The 3,306-nt window shown below is 68.4% G+C and carries 4 protein-coding genes; all 4 read left to right on the top strand.

Going from position 1 to position 3,306, the window contains the following annotated elements:
* The first annotated feature begins 135 nt into the window (after window positions 1–135).
* The 4 genes from istA to GA0070215_RS29435 all read left to right on the top strand — a co-directional run bounded on the left by istA (window position 136) and on the right by GA0070215_RS29435 (window position 3,070).
* Window positions 136–1,563 carry an IS21 family transposase gene (gene istA / locus GA0070215_RS27725; protein ID WP_244167187.1) on the top strand — a complete coding sequence of 476 codons (1,428 nt, stop codon included), beginning with the start codon at window positions 136–138 and terminating at the stop codon, window positions 1,561–1,563.
* Window positions 1,560–2,321 carry an IS21-like element helper ATPase IstB gene (gene istB, locus GA0070215_RS27720; protein ID WP_013289162.1) on the top strand — a complete coding sequence of 254 codons (762 nt, stop codon included), beginning with the start codon at window positions 1,560–1,562 and terminating at the stop codon, window positions 2,319–2,321. The genes istA and istB overlap by 4 nt, the downstream gene beginning before the upstream one ends.
* Window positions 2,321–2,581, top strand: coding sequence for a hypothetical protein (locus GA0070215_RS27715; RefSeq protein WP_018789264.1), 261 nt, complete (start codon window positions 2,321–2,323; stop codon window positions 2,579–2,581). Before istB ends, GA0070215_RS27715 begins: the two co-directional genes overlap by 1 nt.
* Before the next feature lie 81 nt (window positions 2,582–2,662).
* On the top strand, window positions 2,663–3,070 hold the full coding sequence (locus GA0070215_RS29435) for an HNH endonuclease (protein ID WP_341845034.1): 408 nt from the start codon (window positions 2,663–2,665) through the stop codon (window positions 3,068–3,070).
* The last annotated feature ends 236 nt before the right edge of the window (window positions 3,071–3,306 follow it).

Below are 3,306 nucleotides of genomic sequence, written 5' to 3'. Positions count from 1 at the left end.
TGTCGGGGTACGGCCTGGAGTGCAGAGCTAGGTACAGCTGATCTTGCAGAGGTGCGCACTGTTTGTCCGTCGTCAGCGGGTGACTGAGGGTGAGGCTGCTCGGGTCGTGATCGGACCGGCGTGGGGCGGCTGGCGGTGGGGGCGTTGGATGAGCAGCGGTGGCTGGATGTGCGCCGGTTCCGGGCGTTGCACGAGGCTGGTGCGAGTGTCTCGGAGATCGCTCGTGAGACGGGCCTGAACTGGCGGACGGTGAAGAAGTACCTGGCTGCTGGTGGCGGTGAGGTGGCGCCGCCGGTTCGGGCGCGGCCGGCTCGTGGGCAGCTGATCGACGTGTTCGCGCATGTGGTCGATGCGTGGTTGCGGGCGGAGTTGCTGCTCAAGGGCACGGTGATCCACGAACGTCTTGTCGAGCAGTACGGGTTCACCGGTAACTACCAGCGGGTGAAGTTGTATCTGCAGCAGGCCCGGCCGCGGATCGCTGCGGAGTTGGGGATCAGCCCGGATCAGCTGGCGGGGCTGCACCGCCGGTTCGAGGTCGTCCCGGGTGCGCAGGCGCAGGTGGACTGGGGCGACGAGGGCGGCATCCTCGCTCACGTCGGGATCCCGAAGGTGTACTCGTTCCACATGGTGCTGTCGTACTCGCGGGACCCGTTCTGCTGCTTCACCACCAGCCAGGACCTGGCCGCGTTCTGGGAGTGTCACCGGCGGGCGTTCGCGCACTTCGGCGGGGTCCCGGGGGCGATCGTCTACGACCGGACCAAGACCGTGGTCCGCCGGCACGTCGCCCCGGGCCAGGCGGTGCCGCTGCACCCGGAAGCGGTCGCGTTCGCCGGGCACTACGACTTCGACATCGACGTGCTGGCCGCATACCGACCGACCGGCAAGGGGCGGGTCGAACGGCAGGTCACCATCGTCCGTGATCATGTCCTGGCCGGGCGGGCGTTTGCGTCGCTGGCCGAGCTCGACGCCATGTTCGTGGCGTGGGTGCCGCAGCGGCGGGCCGTGCGGCATCGCACCCACGGCGAGATCATCGGCGTGCGGGCGGTCCGGGACCATGCCGCGTTGCGACCGATCCCGGCCAGGGCGTATGTGGTCGCCGACCGGCATCTGCGGCACGTCGGCAAGGACTGCCTGATCGCCTATGCCGGCAACCTCTACTCCGTGCCGGCCCGACGGGTCCGCCACCGCCAGCTCGTGGAGATTCGGGCGACCGCCGCCACCATCACCATCCACGCCGCCGTCCCCGGCCTGGACGGCACCACGCTGCTGGCCACGCACCAGCGGGCCGTGGGCCGCGGCGCCCGCGTCGTCGACGAGAGCCACTGGGACGGTCTGCCCGACGGACACACCCGGGCCGTCACCACCGGCGACCCCGACGGCGGGCAGCCAGCCACCCGCCGACCGGCCCGCCACGCCAGCAGTCAGGGACCGCTGCAAGCCCTACTCAACCGGGCCGCCGCCGCCCAGATCGCCGTCGAAGCCCGCCCGCTGTCGGTCTATGAGCAGATCGCCCAGGCCAGCCCGTTCACCAACCGCCCACACCTGAAGGACGTCTCGAAGTGAGTGAGCTGGTCACCAACCGCATCCACGCCAGCGCCACCAAACTCGGCCTGCCTCACCTGGCCAAGACGCTGCGGGAGCTCACCGGCCGGGCCGACACCGAGGCCATGGGCTACCTGGAGTTCCTCGACCTCGTGCTGGAAGAGGAACTCGCCGTCCGCGACGAACGCCGCTTCCGCGCCGGGCTACGCCTGTCGAAGCTGCCGCACCACAAGACCCTCGACGACTACGACTTCAGCTTCCAACCCGACCTGGACCCCCGCAAGGTCCGTGACCTGGCCACCCTCGCGTTCGTGCAGGCCAAAGCCAACGTCGCCCTGCTCGGCCCGCCCGGCGTCGGCAAGACCCACATCGCGGTGTCCCTCGCGGTCGCCGCCTGCCGAGCCGGATTCACCGTCTACTTCACCACCCTCGACGACATGGTCCGCCACCTCACCGCCGCCGACGCGATCGGCCGGCTGGCCCGAAAGCTGCAGACCTACCTACGCCCCACCGTCCTGGTCATCGACGAAGTGGGCTACCAACCCCTCGAACGACCCGAGGCCAACCTCGTCTTCCAGGTGATCTCGAAACGCTACGAAAAGGGCTCCACCCTGCTGACCTCAAACAAAGGCTTTGGCGAATGGGGCCAAGTCTTCGGCGACGAGGTCCTGGCCACCGCCATCCTCGACCGGCTCCTGCACCACTGCGACGTCGTCCCCATCAACGGCCCCAGCTACCGACTCAAGAACCGCCTCACCGCCATCGAGAACGTCGCCTGATGCCCACCCCGGCCAACCCGAACGACCCCGCGACCACCAGCGACACCCACCACGGCGACCTGCTGCAGCTCCTGCTCCAGACCTGCGAGGACCTCCTCGCCAACACCGGGCCGGAGACCCATCACGAGGTCGACACCCTCCTACGCGCCCGCGGCATCACCGGCGGACCCGGATGGCTCATCGACATGATCGGCCTCACCCGCCTACGCCTACAAAACGCAACCCACGGTGACGAACAAGGCACCCACCACGACACCTGACCTCTGCAAGATCAGCCGTACTCACCTCTGCACTCCAACGAGTACCCCGACACCGGGAAACACCGTTCGACGGTGACGAAGATGGCCACCAAGCACAAGGCCAGAACCGACACCGCAAACGGGCCGCGGACCTGCTTCGAGGCCCGGATCGAACGTGACGGCAGGAAACCACTGGTCGCCAGGTTCGGCGGCATCCCTCTTCAGCGGCAACGGTCGGCAAAGATCATCGATCGCCGACCGACCCGGGTGGACTACCCGCACAAGGAGCTGATCACCCGGCTCCTCGCGGACACCTGCGAGATCTGCCAGCAAGCGGGTGAAGTGCAGGTTCACCACATCCGCAAGCTCAAAGACCTCCAGCCACCCGACCCGCACCAACCCCGATGGGCCAAGATCATGGCGAACCGGCGGCGCAAGACCCTCGTGGTCTGCGCCGCATGCCACGACCACATCCATACCGGGAATCCAACCGACCCACTCACGCAGTAGTCACTGGAGAGCCGGATGATCGGGAAACCATCAAGTCCGGTTCGGCGGGAGGCCACACGGAAAAGGGCCAGCTCACGCTGGCACCTCGCCGCGTGGCCAGGGCCCCGGCAAAGTCGTCAGGTGACGCCGAGGAGTGCCAGCGGGCGGGTGCTGTCGCGGGCGTGATGGCGGGTGCCGACGGCGATGTTGGTGATTCCGGCGGTGCGGAGCGCGCCGATGGCGGCGTTGCGTAGGGC

The sequence above is a fragment of the Micromonospora marina genome (assembly GCF_900091565.1).
Classification (GTDB): domain Bacteria; phylum Actinomycetota; class Actinomycetes; order Mycobacteriales; family Micromonosporaceae; genus Micromonospora; species Micromonospora marina.
Note: the sequence above shows the minus strand (reverse complement) of the source record. Positions and strands in the feature narration are given on the sequence as shown.

Bases quoted from the DNA above. Each gene is read 5' to 3' on its own strand.
- GA0070215_RS27715 (WP_018789264.1), top strand. From the start codon at position 2,321: ATGCCCACCCCGGCCAACCCGAACGACCCCGCGACCACCAGCGACACC.
- GA0070215_RS29435 (WP_341845034.1), top strand. From the start codon at position 2,663: ATGGCCACCAAGCACAAGGCCAGAACCGACACCGCAAACGGGCCGCGG.